This window comes from Streptomyces antnestii (assembly GCF_004005495.1).
GTDB classification, from domain to species: Bacteria; Actinomycetota; Actinomycetes; order Streptomycetales; family Streptomycetaceae; genus Streptomyces; species Streptomyces antnestii.
In genome coordinates this window covers 528962-546334 of sequence record NZ_RZYA01000001.1, presented here as the reverse complement: position 1 = coordinate 546334, position 17373 = coordinate 528962, and the positions used below count along the sequence as shown (strand labels likewise).

Here is a 17373-nt window from a genome sequence, read left to right as displayed (position 1 = left end):
GACCCGGGCAACGCAAGACCCGAGCAACGCAAGACCCGGGGTGACGCGTCGGGGTCGACGCGTCACCCCCGTGCGTCAGACCAGGAAGTCCGCGGCGATGCGCTCCGCGACCGTCTCCAGGATCGGGCCCGCCTCGGCGATGCAGCGGGCCACGTCCGGCTCCACGTCCGTCAGGGCGTAGGCGCGGCGGATACCGGCGCGGCCCAGGGCCTCCGCGGGGAGGGCGAGCCGGCCGCAGACCGCCACGACCTCGACACCCGCGGCGCGGGCCGCCGCGGCGACGCCCGCCGGGGCCTTGCCGTGCAGGGTCTGCTCGTCGAGGGAGCCCTCTCCGGTGATGACTAGGGAGGCGCCGGCGAGCGCCGGTGCGAAGCCGAGGACGTCGAGCATGACCTCGATCCCGGCCCGGAAGCTCGCACCGAGTCCGACGAGGGCGCCGTAGCCGATGCCGCCGGCGGCTCCCGCGCCGGGCGAGTCCGCGTACTCCAGCGCCTTCGGGCCGATCGACTCCGCCAGGACCCGCGCGAAGTGGGCGAGCGCCGCGTCGAGGGTGGCCACGTCGTCCGGCGTGGCGCCCTTCTGCGGGCCGTACACGGCGGGGGCGCCCTTCGGGCCGGTCAGCGGGTTGTCTACGTCGCTGGCGAGGACGATCTCGACGTCGGCGAGACGCGGGTCGAGGCCCGAAAGGTCGGCCGTCGCGAGGTCCGCGAGGGCGCCGCCGCCGGGGCCGACCGGCTTGCCGTCCGCGTCCAGGAAGCGCGCGCCGAGGGCGGCCAGCATCCCGGCACCGCCGTCGGTCGTGGCGCTGCCGCCGACGCCGAACACGATGGAGCGGGCGCCCGCGTCGAGCGCCGCGGCCAGCAGCTCGCCGGACCCGTACGTGGTCGAGGTGAGGGGCGCGAAGACGCCCTCGGGCAGCAGCTGGAGCCCGGAGGCCTCGGCCATCTCGACGACGGCCGTGCCGTCCCGCAGGGCGTACGCCGCGTTGACCTGGTCACCGAGCGGGCCCGTGACCCGTACCTCGCGGCGCTCGAACCCGGCCGCCACGGCCGCGGCCACCGTGCCGTCGCCGCCGTCCGCGACGGGCACGGACTCGATCCGCACCCCGGGCGCGATCCGCCGCAGACCGGCCGTGACCCGCTCCGCGACCTGTACGGCCGTGAGCGAGCCCTTGAACTTGTCCGCGGCGATGAGCACGCGCTCCGCCGTCACTCCAGCGTCCGCCACCTTGCATTCCCCTTGCTTTCGCGCCTTGCTCGCGCAAGGCAGTCGCGCCGCTGCGACCTTAACCGGAGGTGGGGCCCGCTGCCCATGGCTGTCCGGTCCGCGAAACGGCGGGCCGGGATGTTATCGCCGGTCATATGCGCTCTTTCCAGGGCGGCACCGGCATAGAAATGATCGATCAAGCCGGTGCGGCGGGCGCGGTCACCCCCGCCCCTTCTTCGGGTACACCGGAAGCATGACCCCCGTGGGCGGTGACCTTCAGGACCGCGTACTCGGCGGCTGGTACGGCCGGATCGCGGGCAACATGCTCGGCAAGCCGGTGGAACAGGGCGAGTACTGGACCCGCGCGCGCATCGACGCCTACCTGCGGCGGACCGCCGCCCTGCCGCTCACCGACTATCTGCCGGAACCCGCCGACGAGGCGGACGCCCGCGCGCTGCGCCCCGAGTGGCAGAGTTGCGTGCGCGGCCGGATCCACGGCAGCTGCCGCGACGACGACGTGGACTACGCGGTCCTCGGCCTGCACCTCCTGGAGACGCACGGCTTCGCGTTCACCACCGAGGAGGTCGGCGAGCTGTGGCTGCTGCGGCTGCCGTACCTGCAGACCTTCACCGCGGAGCGGGCGGCGTACCGCAATCTCGCGAACGGGCTGAAGCCGCCCCTCACGGCGACGTACGACAACCCGTACCAGGAGTGGATCGGCGCGCTGATCCGGGCGGACGTCTTCGGCTGGACGTGCCCGGGCGACCCGCACCGCGCGGCGTTCCTGGCGCGCCGCGACGCGGTCCTGTCCCACACGGGCAACGGCGTGTACGGGGCGATGTGGGCGGCGGCGCTCGTCGCGGCGGCGTTCACGGCGCCGGGTGCGCGCGCCGCGCTCGACACCGCCCTCACCGTGATCCCGGCGAGCAGCCGCCTGTCCCGCACGGTGCGCCGCGCGGTGTCGCTCCACGAGGCGGGGCTGAGCCGGGAGGAGGCCCTGGCCACGCTCGACGAGGAGACGGCCGGGCTCGGCTGGATCCACACCGTCCCGAACGCGGCCGTCATCTCGGCGGGACTCCTGTACGGCGACGGCGACTTCACCCGCACCCTCGCGCTCACGGTGCGCGGCGGCCTGGACACGGACTCGAACGGCGCGACGGCCGGGTCCGTGGCCGGAGTGCTGTGCGGGGCCGCGGCGATCCCGGCGCGCTGGAAGGACCCGCTGGAGGACCGGGTGCGGAGTGCGGTGTTCGGGTTCGACGGCGTGCGGATCAGTGAACTCGCCGCACGTACCGTCGAGTTGGCCGAGGAGTGATCCGGCGCGCGCGGGCGGTCGCGCGCGGTCGTTACGCTTCCCTCATGACCTCCACCGCCGAGTTCGCCGCGTACATCGCGGGTCTCCCCCGTGTCCTGTGCGGCGCCGCCGCGCTCTTCCTCGACGGCGAGGGGCGCGTGCTGCTCGTCGAGCCGAACTACCGCGACGGGTGGGCGCTGCCCGGCGGCACCGTCGAGTCCGACGCCGGGGAGAGCCCGCGCCAGGGCGCCCGGCGCGAGACGGCCGAGGAGATCGGCCTCGACGTGGCGCTCGGCCGGCTGCTGGCCGTCGACTGGGTGTCGGCCACGGCCGCGCGGCCGCCGCTGGTGGCGTATCTGTACGACGGCGGTGTCCTGGACGAGAACCAGTTCAAGGCGATCAGGCTCCAGGAGGAGGAGCTGCTGTCGTGGCGCCTCGTCGAGCGGGCCGAGCTGCACCGGTACCTGCCGGGCCCCCTCGGCCGCCGGGTGAGCGCGGCCCTTGACGTCCTCACGGAGGACCGGGGGGCGGCGGAACTGGAGGACGGCGTCCCGGTCGGCTGACGCCCCACTCACCGGAAAAGGCGCTCCGCTCACCGGCAACGGCTGACGCCTCACCGGCAACGACTGACGCCCGGTCTTCCCGCGACGGCACCGCAGGCGGCGTTAAGCGTTCGCCGGGAACCACCGGTCCGTCCTACCCTCGGCGCCATGAGCACGCAGCAGCCGCTTGTCGCGATTCTCAGTGGTGCCGGGATCTCCACGGACTCCGGGATCCCGGACTACCGCGGGCCGAACGGCCTGTGGCGGCGGGATCCCGAGGCCGAGAAGCTCGTCACGTACGACTACTACATGGGTGATCCCGAGATCCGGCGCAGGTCGTGGCAGATCCGGCGGAAGAACCGGACGCTCGCCGCCGAGCCGAACGCCGCGCACCGCTCGGTCGCGGATCTGGAGCGGGCCGGGGTGCCCGTGCGGGTGATCACGCAGAACGTGGACGGGCTGCACCAGCTCGCCGGTATGCCCGATCGCAAGGTGCTCGAACTGCACGGCACAGCACGGAAGTTCACGTGTACCCGGTGTCACGCGCGCGGGCCGATGGAGGACGCGCTCGCCCGGGTCGAGGCGGGGGAGGACGATCCGCCGTGCCTGGAGTGCGGGGGGATCCTCAAGTCGGCGACCGTGATGTTCGGGGAGCGGCTCGATCCGGTGGTCCTCGGCGAGGCCGTCGCGATCACCAAGGCGTGTCAGGTGTTCGTCGCCGTGGGGAGCAGTCTTCAGGTGCAGCCCGCCGCCGGGCTCGCCGGTGTCGCCGCGGATCACGGGGCGCGGCTCGTCATCGTCAACGCCGAGGCGACGCCGTACGACGAACGGGCCGACGAGATCATCCGCGAACCGATCGGCACCGCGCTGCCGAAGCTGCTGCGCCGACTAGACACGGCGCACCCCTAGGACCTCTCGTGTGGATCACGCCCGGCGGATGCCGTCACGGGCGGATCCCGTCGCACGAGATGGGCAGATGCCGCGGCCCGCGCAGCACGGCGTTCTGCCGGTACGGCGGCGGGTCCTCAAGGAGACGTGGGTTCTCCAGCCTCCGGGCCAGTTCCGACAGGGCGAACTGGGCCTCGAGGCGGGCGAGCGGTGCGCCGAAACAGCTGTGGATGCCGCTGCCCAGGCCGAGGTGCTGGATGTCCCGGCGGTCCGGGTCGAAGCGGTCCGGGTCCTCGAAGCGCTGGGGGTCGCGGTTGCCGGACGCCAGAACCAGCCAGAGGGAGGCGCCCTTGGGGATGGTGACGCCGCGGACCTCGATGTCGGCGAGGGTGGTGCGCTGTGGCACCAGCTGCACCGGCGGCTCGAAGCGCAGCAGCTCCTCGACGAGGGGCACGGCAAACCCCGGATCCTCGCGCAGCCGCTGCAGGACGTCGGGATGGCGCAGCAGCGTCAGCATTCCGTTGGTGATGAGATTGACGGTGGTCTCGTGCCCCGCGATCAGCAGCAGTGCCGCGGTACTGAGCAGCTCCATCGTCGTCATGGCGCCGTCCTCGCCCTGGGCCGTCGCCAGCCGGGAGAGCATGTCGTCGCCGGGATTCTTGCGGCGTTCCTCGATCAGGCCGGCCAGGTACATGCCCAGCTGCATACGGGCCTCGTTCGCGCCCTTGCCCCGCTCGGCGGGATCCGCGTCCGGGTCGGGGTCCAGGCTGGCGGCGAGCGTGTCCGCCCAGGTGTGGAAGCGCGCCTCGTCCTCGCGCGGCACCCCGAGCAGCCGGCAGATCACGGTCACCGGGAAGGGGTACGAGAACTGGTCCACCAGGTCGATCCGGTCCGGGTCGCCGATGTCGTCGATGAGGCCGGAGACGATGTCGTGGAGCTCCCCGCGCATCCCGTCGATCCGGCGGGGGGAGTGCGGCGGGCCGAAGGGCCGGTTCGTCATGCGTCGCAGCCGGTCGTGTTCCGGCGGGTCGAGCCGCAGGAAACTGGGCGGCAGGGCGCTCTCCTCCTGGGCCGGCCCGGCCAGCGGGTCCCGGGCGGTCGAGGCCAGATTGCGGACGTCGGAGCTGATCCGGGGATCGTGCAGGAGGCTGCGGATCTCGTAATAGGTGCTGACGACGTACGGGCCGCCGTCCACATGGTGTACCGGCGTCTTCCGCAGCTCTTCGTAGAGCGGGTACGGGTTGGCGCGGTTGGCGTGGTCCAGGATCTGGTGCAGCAGGGATTGCGTCATGGCGGGTCCTCGTGGCCGTTGGCCGTACGGGGTCAGTGCGCGGGGGTGAACGTCATCCGGCGGTCGGCCGGCGAGTATCCGCTGAGGGTCACGGTGGGGCCGTGCGTGGGGACCGACGGGTCGGGGAAGTCCGCGTCGATCGGCCGCTGTCCGCCCGGGCGCCGGTCTACGTTGTCGAACGGTGGCGGGAACGACGCGGTGGTCTCGATCAGCTCCCGGTAGAACGGCAGCCACCGGGCATGGTCGAAGGCGACCGCGCCGATGACGCGCCCCTGATACCCGTAGACACCGACGAACCGCCGCTCCTGGAGCGAGCCCTGCGAGATGAGGATCTCCGTCCCCAGCGACGGCGCCCCGACGGACTTGATGTTGACTCCGAACTGCGCGGACCAGAAGGCCGGCACCTCCATGTGAGGGAGGCGGTCGGTGCTCTCGCTGAGCATGTTGTGCGCCGCGATCCGGGCCTGTGAGACGGCGTTGCCCCAGTGCTCCAGGGACAGGAACTGGTAGCCGAAGAGGGCGTGGGGAGAGCGGGCGACGTCGCCCGCCGCGTAGATGTCGTCGGTGACTATCCCGCGAATGTCGAAGGCACGGCAGCCGGCGTCGCAGGCGATGCCCCGGGGGCCCGCCCCGAGTCCGGACCCGGCGAGCCATTCGGTGTTGCGGGTGGCCCCGAGCGAGACGATCACCACGTCGGCCTCCACGGTGGAGCCGTCGGACAGGTGCGCCGCGCGTACCCGTCCCGAGGTGTCGCCTTCCAGAGCGGTCACCATGACCCCGCATCGCAGGTCGACCCCGTGCTCCCGCTGGAGTTCGGCGGCGACCGAGCCGACCACCCCGCCGAGGGCGCCGACCAGGGGGGCCGAGCCGCGCTCGGCGACGGTGACGGGGAGGCCGCGTTCACGGCAGGCGGAGGCGATCTCCGAGCCGGTGAACCCGGCCCCGATGACGAGGACCCGCTTGGGCCCCGCGTCGAGCCGCCGCGCGAGCGCGGCGCTGTCGTCACGGGTCCGCAGGACGAAGACGCCGTCGAGTTCCGCCTCGGCCTCGTGCGGCCACGGTCGCGCCCGGACCCCGGTGGCGATCAGCAGCCGGTCGTACGGCACCTCGTCGCCGTCGGCCAGCCGCACCCGCCGTGCGGCCATGTCCAGGCCGCTGGCGGGGACACCGAGCCGCCAGGTCGCGTCGACCGGTCGGAGCCTGGGCAGCGCGGTGCGGTCGGCGGCCGCCCTGCCCAGCAGTACCTGCTTGGAGAGCGGGGGCCGGTCGTACGGCTCGTGGGGCTCGTCGCCGATCATGGTCAGGGAGCCCTCGAAGCCCTTGGCCCGCAGCGCTTCGGCGGCGCGCAGGCCGGCCAGTGAGGCGCCCACGACGACGATGCGGCCCTCGCGCCTGAGCCGTTCCAGGGATCCGTCACCGGGCACCGGACACCGCCTCGTCCGGTACGTCCGCCGGCACGTCCACCGCATCGACGAGGACGGCCTGGACCGGGCAGGCCGCGGCGGCCTGGGCCAGTCTCGCCCGCTGCGACTCGTCGGCCTCCGGGGCGTACAGCAGCGCCTCGTCGCCGTGCATGGCGAAGACATCGGGCGCGAGGAACGCGCACTGCGCGTACCCCTGGCAGCGGTTCAGGTCTACGGCAAGCCTCACCACGGGATCGGTCCTCTCCAACGGCCCGGTCGGCCCCCTGTGACCACCCTCGGACTCGGGCCGGGACGCGGCGACGAGAAGGCGACTGTTCGAGTGAGCGGCGCGGTGAGGTTCGGTTTGAGGTTCGACGTGGTGCGGTGCGGTGCGGTGCGGTGCGGTCGGCTCAGGTCGAGGTGACCGGCTGCCCCTAGAACAGCGCCGTGCCGCGTTCGAAGTCGAGCAGACGCTGTTTGCGGTCCAGGCCGCCGCCGTAGCCGGTCAGGCCGCCGCTCGCGCCGATCACGCGGTGGCAGGGGACGATGACGCCGACCGGGTTCTTGCCGTTGGCGAGGCCGACCGCGCGGGAGGCGTTCGCGTTACCGAGGGCCTCGGCGAGCTCCCCGTAGGTGCGGGTCTCGCCGTAGGGAATGCGCTGGAGCTGTTGCCAGACGCTGCGCTGGAACGGTGTGCCGTCGAGGTGCAGGGGGAGGTCGAATTCCGTCAACTCGCCCTGGAAATAGGCCTCCAGCTGGTCGATGACCGCTCCGAAGGGCCGGCCGTCGCGCTCCCCGAAGGTCTCCTCGGCGGGGCGGTGGCGCTGCTCCGTCATATAGAGGCCGCTGAGGGTGCCGTCGGTGGCGACGAGGGTCAGGGGCCCGTAGGGGCTGTCGATGACGTGGTGCTGCTTCACGCCGGTCGTGCCGGCCTTTTCGGTCGTGCCGGTCTTGTCGGTTGTACTGGTCTTGTCGCTCATGGTGGAAGTCCCTTACGCGGGCAGGAAGTTGATCGGGTGGTCGTCGGTGGCCCACAGGTACTGGACCGCGTACGCGCGCCAGGGGCGCCAGGACGCGGCGCGCGCCGTGAGAGCGGCGGGAGTGTGGGGAAGGCCCAACTCCTGTGCGGCGCGGCGCATTCCGAGATCGGTGGGCAGGAAGGCGTCCGGGTCACCGAGGGCCCGCATCGCGATGACCTCGACCGTCCAGGGCCCGAACCCGGGCAGCTCCATGAGGCGGTGGCGGGCCTCGTCCCAGTCGCTCTCGGGGCCGAGATTGAGGGTGCCGTCCGCGAGTTCACGGACGAGCGTGGTGAGGGTCGTGCGGCGGCTGCGGGGCAGGGCGAGCGTCTCGGGGTCGAGCGCGGCGAGGGCGGCGGGCGTGGGGAAGAGGTGGGTGAGGCCGCCCTCGGGGTCGTCGACCGGCTCGCCGTGCGCGGTGACCAGGCGCGCGGCGTGGGTGCGGGCGGCGGCAGTGGACACCTGCTGGCCGAGCACGGCCCGTACGGCGAACTCGGCCTCGTCCACCGTGCGCGGCACGCGGCGGCCGGGCGCCTTGTCGACGAGGGGCGCGAGCAGCGGGTCGGCGCGCAGCTGCTCGTCGACGGCGACGGGGTCGGCGTCGAGGTCGAGCATCCGGCGGCAGCGGCTGATCGCGACGGTCAGGTCGCGCTGGTCGGTGAGGACGAGCCGGCAGCCGATGTGGTCGGGGGCCGGTGTCAGGGTGACGATGCCGTGCCCGTAGGGGAGGCGGAGGGTGCGCCGGTACGCGCCGTCGCGCCATTCCTCGACGCCCGGTACGGCGGTCGCGGCGAGGTGGCCGAAGAGGTTGTCGGGGGTGAGCGGGGCGCGGAACGGCAGGCGCAGGGTGATCGCGCCGGGTGCCGCCGACCCGGTCCTCGGCGCGCGGGTGCGCAGCTCGCTCGGGGAGAGCGCGAAGACTTCGCGGACCGTGTCGTTGAAGGTGCGGACCGAGGAGAAACCGGCGGCGAACGCGATGTCGGCCATCGGCAGGCCGGTCGTCTCGACGAGGATCCGGGCGGTCTGGGCGCGCTGGGCGCGGGCCAGGGCGAGGGGGCCCGCGCCCAGCTCGGCGAGGAGCTGCCGCTCGACCTGGCGGGTGCTGTAGCCGAGGCGGCCGGCGAGGCCGGGGACGCCCTCGCGGTCGACGACACCGTCGCCGATGAGGCGCATGGCGCGGGCGACCAGGTCGGCGCGGTGGTTCCACTCCGGGGAGCCGGGGCTCGTGTCGGGGCGGCAGCGCTTGCAGGCCCGGAACCCGGCCTGCTGGCAGGCGGCGGCGCTGGGCAGGAACGTCATGTTCTCGGGCTTGGGAGGCACCACCGGGCAGCTGGGCCTGCAGTAGATCCGGGTCGTCAGGACGGCGGTGAAGAACCAGCCGTCGAAGCGGGCGTCCTTGGACCGGACGGCCCGCACGCATCGGTCGGTGTCGGTGTGCATGCTGCCAGCATCGTCGATGCCCACCCGGCCGGGCTGGCGGGAATCCGACATGTACGTGGGGGCGGGACGGCCCTGGGCGGGCCCGAGCGGCGGGGCGGTCAGCCAGCCGGTGCGGCGGGACGCCGTCACCTGCGTGCACCCCGGGACGACCCCCGGCAGACCCCGGCGGCGCGGCAATCAGCCCGCCGACACGCCAGGACCCCGTCACACACGTCCACCCCGGAACGACCCCGGCAGACCCCGGCCGACGCGGCAGTCAGCCATCCGACGCGCCAGGACCCCGTCACACACGTCCACCCCAGGCCGACCCCCGGCAGACCCCGGCCGACGCGACAGTCAGCCATCCGGCGCGCCAGGACTCCGTCACCTGCGTCCACCCCGGGACGACCCCCGGCAGACCCCGGCGGCGCGGCAATCAGCCCGCCGACACGCCAGGACCCCGTCACACACGTCCACCCCAGGCCGACCCCCGGCAGACCCCAGCGGCGCGGCAATCAGCCCGCCGACACGCCAGAACCCCGTCACACACGTCCACCCCCGGACGACCCACGGCAGACCCCAGCGGCGCGGCAATCAGCCCGCCGGCGCCACGGTCGGCCCGCCAGTCCCGCAGCCTGCCCGCCGGTCCCGCCGCCGGCCACCCCCGCGCCGTAGTCAGCTCAGTCAGTCGGCCAGCGCGTCGGCGAAGGCCGCGTACGCCCGGTCGTCGAACAGGACGAAGCGCACCTCCTCGACGGGCGGCCCGGCGACCTGGCGCACGGTGCGGATCGCGATGCGCGCCCCGTCGTCCAGCGGCCAGCCGTAGACGCCGGTCGAGATCGCGGGGAAGGCCACGGTCCGCGCGCCGAGCTCGGCGGCCACGCGCAGGGACTCGCGGTAGCAGGACACGAGCTGCTCGGACCGGTCGAGGGAGGCGGACCAGACGGGTCCGACGGTGTGGATCACATGGGCGGCGTGGAGATTCCCGGCCGTCGTGGCGACGGCCTGTCCCGTGGGCAGACCCTTGCCGTAGTGCGAGGCGCGCAGCGCCCGGCACGCGGCGAGGATCTCGGGGCCGCCGCGCCGGTGGATCGCGCCGTCGACCCCGCCGCCGCCGAGCAGCGAGGAGTTGGCGGCGTTCACGATCGCGTCGGCGGTCTCGGCGGTGATGTCGCCCTTCACCAGAGTGATTCGGGTCATGACGCGCGGATCCTCCTCCACACGGCCTTCGCCGCGTTGTGCCCGGACATGCCGTGGACGCCCGGTCCTGGCGGGCTCGCGGACGAGCAGATGAAGACGGCGGGGTGCGGGGTCGTGTACGGCGACAGCGACAGCTTGGGCCGCAGCAGCAGCTGGAGCCCGCTCACCGCGCCGCAGGCGATGTCACCGCCCACATAGTTCGCGTTGCGGGCGGCGAGCTCGGGCGGGCCCGCCGTGGCCCGAGCCAGGATCCGGTCGCGGAACCCGGGGGCGAAGCGCTCCAGCTGCCGCTCGACGGCGTCGGTGAGATCGCCGTCCCAGCCGCTCGGGACGTGCCCGTACGCCCAGAAGACCTGCTTTCCGGCGGGGGCTCTCGTGGGGTCCACGACGCTGGGCTGGACGGTGATGAGGAACGGCTTGTCGGGGGCGCGGTCCTCGCGGGACGCGGTGCGCAGGGCGGCGGCGATGTCGCGGCTGCCGGGTCCGACCTGGACGGTGCCCGCGCTCCTGGCCTCCTTCGCGGTCCACGGCACGGGCCCGTCGAGCGCGTAGTCGAGCTTGAAGACGCTCGCGCCGTACCGGTAGCGGTCGTAGTAGCCGCCGAGTCCGGCGATACGGGCGAGCGCCCGGGGTGAGGTGTCGAAGACGTAGGCGCGGGCGGGCGGCAGGTCGTCGAGGCGCTTGATCTCGTAATTCGTGTGGACGGCTCCGCCGAGGTCCTTCAGATACGCGGTCAGCGCGTCGGAGATGGACTGCGAGCCGCCGCGGGCGACGGGCCAGCCGCGCGCGTGGGCGGCGAGCGCGAAGACGAGTCCGACGGCTCCCGTGGCGAGGCCGCCGAGGGGTGCGATGGCGTGCGCGACAAGTCCGGCGAACAGGGCGCGCGCCCGGTCGTCGCGGAAGCGGCGCATCAGCCACGTCGACGGCGGCAGTCCCACGAGGCCGAAGCGGGCGAGGGTGACCGGGTCGCGGGGCAGGGACGTGAGCGGCAGCGCCATGAAGTCCCGCACCAGGGTGTCCCACCGGTGCAGGAAGGGCTCGACGAGCCGCCGGTACGTCCCCGCGTCACGCGGCCCGAACGAGGCGGCCGTCTCGGCGACGGAACGCGCCAGTACGGCCGCGCTGCCGTCGGGGAACGGGTGCGCCATCGGGAGCTCGGCGTGCAGCCACTCCAGGCCGTACCGTTCGAGCGGCATGGCCCTGAACGCGGGCGAGTTGACGCCGAGGGGGTGGGCGGCCGAGCAGGGGTCGTGCCGGAACCCGGGGAGGGTGAGCTCCTCGGTGCGCGCTCCCCCGCCGACCGTGTCCCTGGCCTCGAAGACGGCCACGGAGAGCCCGCGGCGGGCCAGCTCCACGGCAGCGGTCAGTCCGTTCGGTCCCGCACCCACGACGACGGCATCGAGCATCGACGGCACCTTCGGACTCCTTTGTCAGCCGATGGCCACTGCGGCCAGGATATGCCGGGCCGCCGACAGGAGCCGGGCGCGGGTGAGGTCCGTGGATGACGCACGGGTAGGGTTCCGCGGATGACGCGCCGGTTCCGCTGCCACTCGCCCGAGGACGACGCCTGGTCCTGGTACGAGACCGGTGACGACGACCGTCCGCTGCGCGAGGCCGTCTTCGCGGGGGCGCTGCGGGTGCCGACGCTTCCGGAACCCCTGTCCGAGCCCCTCTCCGAGCCTCTGTCCGATCGCGGCACGGACGCCGACGGGACGCCCCGTGGCGCCGCGGTCGCCGCCTCACGTGACCAACTCCGCGTGGCGCGCGAGGAGTTCGGACCGCTCGGCGTGCAGCTCTACGAGGCGGTGTACGGGGTCATGACGCCGGGCCCGGTCGTCGCGCCCGGCGACGCCGAACCGGTCACCGAGGAGGAGTTCGAGCGCGCCTGGGCGCGGGCCGTGTTCCATCGCCACTTCACGCGCTACGACTCGGGCCCGCTGCCTCAGGGCACGCGCGTGACCGGCACGGTCTCGGTGCTGCCCTGGGGTCCCGGGCTCACCGGCCTGTTCGTCGCTCTCGACGCACTGGACGTGCCCGCCTTCGTCGACATGGCGTGGCTGCCCCGCGATCCCGGCGACTGGCCGCCGGTCGGCACCGTCGCCGAGTTCGAGGTCACCACGATCCGCTTCGATCTGCGGCCGGAGTACACCGGCCTCCAGGTCAGGCTCCGCCCGACAGCAGTCCCACCATCCGGCGAGCCGTGGCCTCGTCCCGCGCGGCCGTGAACGGCAGCGCGTTCCCCCCGGTGATCCGGAAGGGCACGCCGTCCCGGGTCAGGTGGACCCCGCCGGCCTCCTCGACGAGGAGCAGCCCCGCCGCGTGATCCCAAGCCGCCTCCCAGGAGAACGCGGTCGAATCCAACTCGCCGCGGGCGACGGCCAGATACTCCAGACCGGCGGAGCCGCACGGGCGCGGGCGCACACCGTCGACCCACAGGCCGAGCAGGTCGCGCTTCTGTGCGTCCGTCGTGTAGTCCGGGTGGGACGTCGCCACGTCGAGGCCGTCGTCCGGCACGGGCGAACCGGCGTGCAGCGCCTCGCCGTTGAGCCAGGCTCCCTTGCCGCGGATCGCGACGGCGAACTCGTCGAGCTCGGGCGCGAACGTCCACGAGGCGACGACCTCACCGCGCACCGCGAGCGCGACCAGCGTGCAGAACCCGGGGTCACCGTGCACGAACTGCCGTGTCCCGTCGACCGGGTCGACGATCCACACCGGCGCGTCCTCGCCTATCGCGTCGTACGTCGACGGGTCGGCGTGCACCGCTTCCTCGCCGACGACGACGGAGCCGGGCAGCAGCGCGCCGAGCTCCCGGGTCAGATACTCCTCGGCGAGCCGGTCGGCGACGGTCACCAGGTCGTGCGGGCCGCTCTTCTGGGCGACCTCGTCCGCCATGAGCCGGCGGAAGCGGGGCGTGATCTCGGCCGCTGCCGCGTCCCGGATCACCTGCTCGACGTCGGAGGCGCCCCGTACCAGAAAGTCGTCGATGCTTTCCTTGATTGCCTTTGCTTCGATCATGTCTCCATGAGAGCACGGGCCTCTGACAATCCATGCCGGGCGGATGGACGGAGGGTGGAATCACCGTGAATTCCGCCCTCCGCATCCCGTCTGTCAACAGCGGCCCGGCACCCCTGGCCGCCGCCCGGGCTCAGCGGCCGACCGCGTAGCCCTGCATCCCGCGCGGGTTGGCCGCGGCCGACAGGACGCCGGTCTCCGGGTCGCGGGCGACCGCGCAGAGGCGGCCCTCCGACCAGGGCTCGCCGACGGTCACCTCATGGCCCCGGCGGCGCAGCTCCTCGATGATCTCCTCGCCGATGCGGGACTCGACGGTGACGCTGCCGGGCCGCATGCCGCGCGGGAAGAAGGAGCCGGGGAAGGAGTCGTTGTGCCAGTTCGGGGCGTCGACGGCACCCTGGAGGTCGAGCCCGCCGCGCACGCGTTCGCGCAGAGCCACGGCCAGGAAGAAGTGGACCTGCCACTGGTCCTGCTGGTCGCCGCCGGGCGTGCCGAACGCGAGGACCGGCACGCCGTCCTTCAGGGCGAGCGAGGGGGTCAGCGTCGTCCGGGGCCGGCGCCTGGGGGTGAGCGAGTTCGGCAGGCCCTCCTCCAGCCAGGCCATCTGGAGGCGGGTGCCGAGGGGGAAGCCCAGCTCGGGAACGACGGGGTTCGACTGGAGCCAGCCACCGGAGGGGGTCGCGGCGACCATGTTGCCCCAGCGGTCGACGATGTCGAGGTGGCAGGTGTCGCCGCGGGTCGCACCGTCCGCCCCGACCTCTTGGTCACCGCTGTTCGAGACCGCGGGAACGTCACCGTCCTTCGCGACCGCGGGAATGTCACCGCTCTTGGCGACCGTGGGCTCACCGACGCCCGCGCCCGCCGTCCCCAGGGCGTCGAAGCCGTCGTCGCCCGCCGCCACGGCGTGCGCGTGCGCGGACAGCCGCGGGGCGGCGCCGAGCGGGCTGCCGGGGCGCAACTCGTAGGACGCCTTGCCGTCGACGAGGGCGCGGCGCGCCGCGTTGTACTCGTCGGACAGCAGCGCGGCGACGGGCACGCCCTGCGGGTCCGCGTCCCCGTACCAGGCCTCGCGGTCGGCCATGGCGAGCTTGCAGCCCTCGATGAGCAGGTGGACGTACTCGGCGGAGCCGTAAGCGGGCAGCTCGTCGGGGAGGAGGGCGAGCTGCTGGAGGAAGGCGGGGCCCTGGCTCCAGCCGCCGGCCTTGCACAGGGTCCACCCGTTCCAGTCGTAGGTGGCGGGCGCCTCGTAGGTCGCTGACCAGCCGGCCAGGTCGGCCGCGGTGAGCGTGCCGCTGTGGTGGGTGCCGCTGGTGTCCATGGTGGGGCGGCCGGCCTGCCGTACGAGGGCCTCGGCGATGAAGCCCTCGCGCCAGATCGCGCGGGCGGCCTCGATCTGGGCCACGCGATCGTCGCCCGCGCTCTCCTCGGCCTCCTCGATGACGCGCCGCCACGTCGCGGCGAGCTGCGGGTTGCGGAAGAGCTCGCCGGGCTTCGGGGAGGCGCCGTCCTTGAGATAGACCTCGGCGGAGGAGGGCCATTCGGTCTCGAAGAGGGCCCGCACCGACTCGACGGTCTCGCCGACACGCTCCACGGGCGCGTGCCCGTCCTCCGCGTACCCGATGGCGTAACTCAGCACCTCGGCGAGGGACTTGGTGCCGTGGTCCTTCAGGAGGAGCATCCAGGCGTCGAACGCGCCGGGCACGGCGGCGGCCAGGGGACCCGTGCCGGGGACGAGGTCGAGGCCGAGGGCGCGGTAGTGCTCCACGGTGGCCCGGGCGGGCGCGACGCCCTGCCCGCACAGGACGCGGACCTCCCCGCCGGCGGGGGCGAGGATGATCGGGACCTCGCCGGCGGGCCCGTTCAGGTGCGGCTCGACGACGTGCAGGACGAAGCCCGCGGCGACGGCGGCGTCGTAGGCGTTGCCGCCGCTCTCCAGGACGGCCATGGCCGACTGGGAGGCGAGCCAGTGGGTGGACGAGACCATGCCGAAGGTGCCTTGAAGGGTCGGCCGGGTGGTGAACAAGGGTGCTACTCCTCGGGCGTCAGGCGGATGTGGGGCGGGTGTGAGGGATCGTACGAAGTGGGCCGCCGGTGTCCGTGGGACGGGGTGCACGGGTGACCGGCGTGCGCCCAATCCCCGGCGCGCATCCCTGGTGTGTGTCACTCCCCGGCGCGTGCCGTGACCAGGCCCGACTCGTAGGCGAACACGACGAGTTGGGCCCGGTCGCGGGCGCCGAGCTTCGTCATCGCGCGGCTCACATGGGTCTTGGCGGTGAACGGGCTGATCACCATGTGCGCGGCGATCTCCTCGTTCGTGAGGCCGCGTGCGGCGAGCGCGGTGACCTCGCGTTCGCGGCGGGTGAGGCAGTCCAGGCCGGGGGGCGTGGCACGGTCGGGGGGCCGCGACACGAACTCGCCGATGAGGCGGCGCGTCACGGAGGGCGACAGGAGCGCGTCCCCCCGGGCCACCACCTCGATGCCGGCGAGCAGGTCCGCGGGCTCCGTGTCCTTGAGCAGGAAGCCGGACGCCCCGGCGCGCAGCGCGTCGAAGACGTACTCGTCGAGGCCGTAGTTGGTGAGGATGACGACGCGTACGCCGGCCAGGCGCGGGTCGGCGACGATGTGGCGGGTCGCCTCGATGCCGGTCATCACGGGCATCTGGACGTCGACGAGCGCGACGTCGGGGACGTGTTCGCGGACGAGGGCGAGCCCCTGTGCCCCGTCGGCGGCCTCGCCGACGACCTCGATGCCGTCCTCGGCGTCCAGGAGCGCGCGGAACCCGGCGCGCATGAGGGCCTGGTCGTCGACGAGGGCGACCCGCAGCACACGGCTCATGTCGCCCCCACTGCCCTTGCTTCGTAGGGGAGTTGAGCGGTGACCGCGAAGCCGCCGTCGGAGCGCGGCCCGGCGCGCAGCTCCCCGCCGAGCGCGGCGACCCGCTCCCGCATGCCGGTGAGGCCGGTGCCCGGCGTGGGCGGAGACGCGGGATCGGCGGAGCCGTCGTCCTCGACACGTATCTCCAACTCTCGGTCTCCATAGTGCAGTTGTACGGTCACCGGGGTCGGACCCGCGTGTCTCGCCACGTTCGTCAGGGCTTCCTGGACGATGCGGTACGTGGCCCGTTCGAGGCCGCCGGGCAGCGGCCGCTCGCGTCCCGTGACGGTGAGGTCGACGACGAGCCCGGCCGACCTGGCGCGCTCGACGAGCGCGGCCGGATCCCCCGCAGGCTCTTCCTCCGTGCGCAACACGTCGAGCGTGGCCCGCAGTTCGCGCATCGCCTCACCGCCGGCCTCCTGGATGGCGAGCAGTGCGGGCGGGACCTCCTCACCCCGCTTGCGCGCCAGGTGGACGGCGACGCCCGCCTGGAGCTTGACGATCGAGATGCTGTGCGTCAGCGAGTCGTGCAGTTCGCGCGCGATCCGCAGCCGCTCCTCCCCCGCCCGGCGCAGCGCCGCCTCCTCACGGGTGCGCTCCGCCTCCAGGGCGCGCTGCTCGGTCTGGCGCAGATACGCCTGCCAGTTCTTGTCGGCGAGTCCCGTGACGACGGCGCAGAGGAACCAGCCGGCGAGCAGCAGACAGCTCTCCAGGGGGCGCCCCGAGACGCCGTACACCGTGAGGAACACGGCACCCGCCCCGGCCGCGAGCCCCCGGTGCCCCGCCCGGGACGCGGTGTGCGCGGCGGCGAGCACGGGCAGCGCGGCCAGCGGCCCCGGCCCGGCGTGGACGACGTACCCGGCGTCGAGGACGGTGGCGAGCGCGAGCACGAGACGCGGCGCCGTGCGGTAGGCGGCGAGCACGAGGGATGCCGCGGCGATCAGCCCGTAGTCCAGCGGCGTCGCGCCGCCCGTGCCGGACGCGGCGGCGAGCACGACGAGCGCGCCGACCACGACGGCCAGCGCCGCGTCCCCGGCCAGGGCCTTGCCGGACACACCGCCCACGGCCCCGCCCCGCCCGCTCTCACCCTCCATACCGGCACCCTAGGGCCCGTCCGGCGCCCGCCGCGTCACCCGTGAGGACCGTCCGCGGACTACTCCCGGCGCAGTAGCGCGGCGCGTACCCGGTCGCCGGGCCGCAGCCCCAAGTAGCCACCGCCGTACGA

16 protein-coding genes are annotated in these 17373 nt (G+C 73.7%); 4 read left to right on the top strand and 12 right to left on the bottom strand.

Going from position 1 to position 17373, the window contains the following annotated elements; all coding sequences use genetic code 11:
• Positions 1-75: 75 nt before the first annotated feature.
• The gene (locus tag EOT10_RS02320; RefSeq protein ID WP_223280712.1) at positions 76-1227 is read right to left on the bottom strand and encodes a glycerate kinase; all 1152 of its coding nucleotides are present in this window, start codon (positions 1225-1227) and stop codon (positions 76-78) included.
• Between the two features lie 232 nt (positions 1228-1459).
• Between EOT10_RS02320 and EOT10_RS02315 the strand changes: the two genes are divergently transcribed.
• From EOT10_RS02315 to EOT10_RS02305, 3 genes are all read left to right on the top strand, one after another.
• Positions 1460-2521, top strand: a complete 1062-nt coding sequence (locus EOT10_RS02315) for an ADP-ribosylglycohydrolase family protein (RefSeq protein WP_127826311.1) — start codon at positions 1460-1462, stop codon at positions 2519-2521.
• Between the two features lie 44 nt (positions 2522-2565).
• Positions 2566-3063 carry an NUDIX domain-containing protein gene (locus EOT10_RS02310; RefSeq protein WP_127826310.1) on the top strand — a complete coding sequence of 166 codons (498 nt, stop codon included), beginning with the start codon at positions 2566-2568 and terminating at the stop codon, positions 3061-3063.
• 147 nt (positions 3064-3210) lie between these two features.
• Positions 3211-3951 (top strand): SIR2 family NAD-dependent protein deacylase, encoded by a 741-nt coding sequence (locus EOT10_RS02305; RefSeq protein WP_127826309.1) that lies wholly within the window; start codon positions 3211-3213, stop codon positions 3949-3951.
• A 34-nt stretch (positions 3952-3985) separates the two neighbouring features.
• On the opposite strand, the gene EOT10_RS02300 is transcribed toward EOT10_RS02305, so the two are convergent.
• From EOT10_RS02300 to EOT10_RS02270, 7 genes are all read right to left on the bottom strand, one after another.
• Positions 3986-5221, bottom strand: a complete 1236-nt coding sequence (locus EOT10_RS02300; protein WP_127826308.1) for a cytochrome P450 — start codon at positions 5219-5221, stop codon at positions 3986-3988.
• Between the two features lie 32 nt (positions 5222-5253).
• Positions 5254-6645 (bottom strand): NAD(P)/FAD-dependent oxidoreductase, encoded by a 1392-nt coding sequence (locus EOT10_RS02295; protein WP_127826307.1) that lies wholly within the window; start codon positions 6643-6645, stop codon positions 5254-5256.
• Complete coding sequence (locus EOT10_RS02290) at positions 6635-6871, bottom strand: ferredoxin (protein WP_127826306.1); 237 nt, start codon at positions 6869-6871, stop codon at positions 6635-6637. Before EOT10_RS02290 ends, EOT10_RS02295 begins: the two co-directional genes overlap by 11 nt.
• A gap of 187 nt (positions 6872-7058) precedes the next feature.
• Positions 7059-7541: a methylated-DNA--[protein]-cysteine S-methyltransferase gene (locus tag EOT10_RS02285; protein ID WP_127826721.1), complete on the bottom strand. Its 483-nt coding sequence runs from the start codon at positions 7539-7541 to the stop codon at positions 7059-7061.
• Between the two features lie 75 nt (positions 7542-7616).
• Positions 7617-9083: a DNA-3-methyladenine glycosylase 2 gene (locus EOT10_RS02280; protein ID WP_127826720.1), complete on the bottom strand. Its 1467-nt coding sequence runs from the start codon at positions 9081-9083 to the stop codon at positions 7617-7619.
• 663 nt (positions 9084-9746) lie between these two features.
• The gene (locus EOT10_RS02275; RefSeq protein WP_127826305.1) at positions 9747-10262 is read right to left on the bottom strand and encodes an O-acetyl-ADP-ribose deacetylase; all 516 of its coding nucleotides are present in this window, start codon (positions 10260-10262) and stop codon (positions 9747-9749) included.
• Positions 10259-11668 (bottom strand): phytoene desaturase family protein, encoded by a 1410-nt coding sequence (locus EOT10_RS02270; protein ID WP_189491138.1) that lies wholly within the window; start codon positions 11666-11668, stop codon positions 10259-10261. The genes EOT10_RS02275 and EOT10_RS02270 overlap by 4 nt, the downstream gene beginning before the upstream one ends.
• Positions 11669-11788: 120 nt before the next feature.
• On the opposite strand from EOT10_RS02270, the gene EOT10_RS02265 reads away from it, so the two are divergent.
• Positions 11789-12487, top strand: a complete 699-nt coding sequence (locus EOT10_RS02265) for a hypothetical protein (protein WP_127826303.1) — start codon at positions 11789-11791, stop codon at positions 12485-12487.
• Here the strand turns inward: EOT10_RS02265 and EOT10_RS02260 are convergent.
• From EOT10_RS02260 to EOT10_RS02245, 4 genes are all read right to left on the bottom strand, one after another.
• The gene (locus EOT10_RS02260) at positions 12423-13277 is read right to left on the bottom strand and encodes an inositol monophosphatase family protein (RefSeq protein WP_127826302.1); all 855 of its coding nucleotides are present in this window, start codon (positions 13275-13277) and stop codon (positions 12423-12425) included. The genes EOT10_RS02265 and EOT10_RS02260 overlap by 65 nt on opposite strands.
• A gap of 130 nt (positions 13278-13407) precedes the next feature.
• On the bottom strand, positions 13408-15297 hold the full coding sequence (locus tag EOT10_RS02255; RefSeq protein WP_189490993.1) for a gamma-glutamyltransferase family protein: 1890 nt from the start codon (positions 15295-15297) through the stop codon (positions 13408-13410).
• 137 nt (positions 15298-15434) lie between these two features.
• Positions 15435-16109, bottom strand: a complete 675-nt coding sequence (locus tag EOT10_RS02250) for a response regulator (RefSeq protein WP_127826301.1) — start codon at positions 16107-16109, stop codon at positions 15435-15437.
• Positions 16106-17242 (bottom strand): sensor histidine kinase, encoded by a 1137-nt coding sequence (locus EOT10_RS02245; protein ID WP_127826300.1) that lies wholly within the window; start codon positions 17240-17242, stop codon positions 16106-16108. Before EOT10_RS02245 ends, EOT10_RS02250 begins: the two co-directional genes overlap by 4 nt.
• Positions 17243-17373 lie beyond the last annotated feature (131 nt).

Bases quoted from the DNA above. Each gene is read 5' to 3' on its own strand.
- EOT10_RS02315 (WP_127826311.1), top strand. From the start codon at position 1,460: ATGACCCCCGTGGGCGGTGACCTTCAGGACCGCGTACTCGGCGGCTGG.
- EOT10_RS02310 (WP_127826310.1), top strand. From the start codon at position 2,566: ATGACCTCCACCGCCGAGTTCGCCGCGTACATCGCGGGTCTCCCCCGT.
- EOT10_RS02305 (WP_127826309.1), top strand. From the start codon at position 3,211: ATGAGCACGCAGCAGCCGCTTGTCGCGATTCTCAGTGGTGCCGGGATC.
- EOT10_RS02300 (WP_127826308.1), bottom strand. From the start codon at position 5,221: ATGACGCAATCCCTGCTGCACCAGATCCTGGACCACGCCAACCGCGCC.
- EOT10_RS02280 (WP_127826720.1), bottom strand. From the start codon at position 9,083: ATGCACACCGACACCGACCGATGCGTGCGGGCCGTCCGGTCCAAGGAC.
- EOT10_RS02275 (WP_127826305.1), bottom strand. From the start codon at position 10,262: ATGACCCGAATCACTCTGGTGAAGGGCGACATCACCGCCGAGACCGCC.
- EOT10_RS02270 (WP_189491138.1), bottom strand. From the start codon at position 11,668: ATGCTCGATGCCGTCGTCGTGGGTGCGGGACCGAACGGACTGACCGCT.
- EOT10_RS02265 (WP_127826303.1), top strand. From the start codon at position 11,789: ATGACGCGCCGGTTCCGCTGCCACTCGCCCGAGGACGACGCCTGGTCC.
- EOT10_RS02260 (WP_127826302.1), bottom strand. From the start codon at position 13,277: ATGATCGAAGCAAAGGCAATCAAGGAAAGCATCGACGACTTTCTGGTA.
- EOT10_RS02250 (WP_127826301.1), bottom strand. From the start codon at position 16,109: ATGAGCCGTGTGCTGCGGGTCGCCCTCGTCGACGACCAGGCCCTCATG.
- EOT10_RS02245 (WP_127826300.1), bottom strand. From the start codon at position 17,242: ATGGAGGGTGAGAGCGGGCGGGGCGGGGCCGTGGGCGGTGTGTCCGGC.